This window comes from Shewanella marina JCM 15074 (genome assembly GCF_000614975.1).
Lineage (GTDB): Bacteria > Pseudomonadota > Gammaproteobacteria > Enterobacterales > Shewanellaceae > Shewanella > Shewanella marina.
The window spans coordinates 1-2655 of record NZ_BALM01000061.1 but is presented as its reverse complement, the minus strand read 5'-3'; the positions used below and the strand labels follow the sequence as shown (position 1 = coordinate 2655).

The 2655-nt window shown below is 40.2% G+C and carries 1 protein-coding gene; it reads left to right on the top strand.

Features of this window, described 5'->3' with window-relative positions:
- A partial coding sequence (locus JCM15074_RS24465; protein ID WP_037470140.1) for a hypothetical protein occupies window positions 1–2382 on the top strand: 2382 nt, incomplete at its 5' end.
- Window positions 2383–2655 lie beyond the last annotated feature (273 nt).

The following is a 2655-nucleotide window of genomic DNA, read 5'->3' as shown; positions in this document are numbered from 1 at the left end:
CTAGCTACCTATAGCGGCAGTAATGGTGAGCGTGAACTTGATGTCAGTCATCAAGCCACATGGAGTATTGATGATGCCACTGTCGGCAGTTTAGGTGATAACGGTCTTGTGACTGCTAACAACAAACAAAACAGTGAATTAGTGTTAACCGCTAACTTTGCCGCATTAACCGACACGGCTAACTTTAAAGTCAATGATGTGACCTTAGAGAGCATTCGCATCGCACCAGAAGATGTCAAGTTTGATGAGGTGTTACCGGTTGATTTATCGGTGAACTATTTGGTGTATGGTCAATACTCAGATGGTATTGAGCGGCCAATTAATGCCAGTGAAGTGACATGGAGTGCATCGGTCAATGGTTTAGTGACCATTAATAATGACGGTAATGTACTGGGCTTAGCGGCAGGTGAGTTAGCCATTCAAGCGCAATATGTGACAGATCAAACGCATAATGCCACAGATGATTTACGAGTCAGTGATTTGGATTTATGGAATGTCTATTTAAGCCCGAATCCATATACCACAGCAGCAGGTACTAGCGTTCAGTATCAGTTACTCGGTTCATTCTCTGATCGTAAGATTTATCCTATTCCATTAGCAGATGTAGCGCAGTGGGGCTCAAGTATGCCAGAGGTGGCATCGGTATTAGTCGCTGAGGGTAAAGCACAAACGGAGCTGGAAGGTAGCACGGTGATTTCTGCTTGGTATAACGGTTATGTGGCCAATGCCGATCTGCATGTGACCCCAAGTTGTATCCCAGGTACCTTTGGCCGCGCGGCGATTCTTGTTGATACGACCATTAAACCTTATTTACGAGTCGACTTTACTGCAGATTTAGTTGCAGGCAGTTCAATGACCATTGATTGGGGTGATGGTAATACACAAGTATGGACCGGAGGCGGTGCACCGCATACTTATACTAATGATTATCAAGGCGAAGTCGTATTTACTTGGGATGCTTGTAATCCAGTTCAAATTGAAAACCTTTATTTAAGATATGGTTGGACAGGTGACATTAATCAGCTTAACCAGTTGCCGATTGTTGGTGGTAGTTTTACTTTAAATAATGACATCTATTTTGATGGTGATGTGTCAACCCTAAGAGTTCCTGTAACGGGCGCTTATTTTACCCATACCCGTGATACTACAGGAGCCCTTGATAATATTTCACTAACAGCAACATCAATAAAGGCGCAAGGCTATGAAGACATCAATGCTTCAGCAGTGGGGGATAGTGTTGAGCTAATCAGAACTTATAATAATGTTTCGCTAGTAGGCACAGCAGCTGAATTACCACAAAATGGCGCGTTAAAAACTCTCTATACGACACCGATATCAAGTACTCAAGAGAATCAGAATTTCTCATACGATGTAGCTGATTTACCACGGACATTAATAAGGGAAATTTATTTAAGTCAAGGTGCGGTTGGTACTGGTTTAATTGAAGATTTACCGCCCATGTTTGGAAGTGAACCAAATACATCTCTTAATGGGCGAGTTTACTTTAAATTAAACTCAGCTCCATCTGGAGAAATTGTGGGTAATTGGAATAACTTTGATTGGTCTAATTGGACTCAGCATACCGAGCGATTTTCGTTAGATGGTGCCATTATTCCAACAGGTGATATAGAGCAATTTATGACTGCAGGACCTGCATTAGAAAATCTTTATATTCATGGTAATGCTGGCGGCCAATATGCTGATATTTATGGGAATGCGGATAATTTAGCTATTAGCAATAAACTTGGGATGCAAATATTTCATATTTTAACTCGAGGAGCATTACAAGCTACGGGAGCGAATGGCCCGAAAGCGACTAAAGAGTTTTATATTTATTCGACTCATCCTGGCTCTTCTTATCATTCACTTACTACTCAATTACCTGTACCAACTGTCGATTTAACCTTAATCGCAGGTTCTGTGCAGCTAAATGGTTCTGCCGCAGATATTATGGCTAATCCAAGTAGGCAATTCTTCTTAGCTGTTACTGATGCAGGAGGCAATTTAACAGGTTCATTTAATGAGCAAGGTAAAGATGTCATTAATGCTTGGCGAGTTTATGGTGCAGGCAATAAAGCTACGATTGACTTAGTCAAAATTGGATTTAATGCAACATCTATACATTTTTATGGTGACAAAGATGGACTTAATGGTGGTATTGCTAGCATGAGTGGTATTGCTAACTGGTCTAGAGTGAGTGATATTATTGTTGAAATGATTGAGCAATCTGCCATGGATAACTTGCTTAATACCATAAAATTATCTCCAATAAATTCTGGTGTTGTTCGTTTCAATCAGCCGACAGCCCCAGCAAACGCGACATTAATTAATGATGTTAAAGTCAAGGGGTGGAGAGTTTTTCATAACGCGACGGAATTGTAATACTTAGAATGCCAGTGCTTAATCGCACTGGCTTTTTGTTGGTAATGTTTTGATAAATATAAAGTTATAGCGTTATTAATCGTTAGCTTATTCAATAATTAAATTAACTCACTGTAGATGATAGAGTTAACTAAAAACAAGGATTGGTATGATTAAGCACAGTCTCAATGTTTTATTTTTAAGTGCGCTACTTGCAGGTTGTAGTGGTGATAATGATGGTTTTTTAGATAGAGACGATAGCCAACAAGGCGACGATTTTTTTGCGGGTCAATC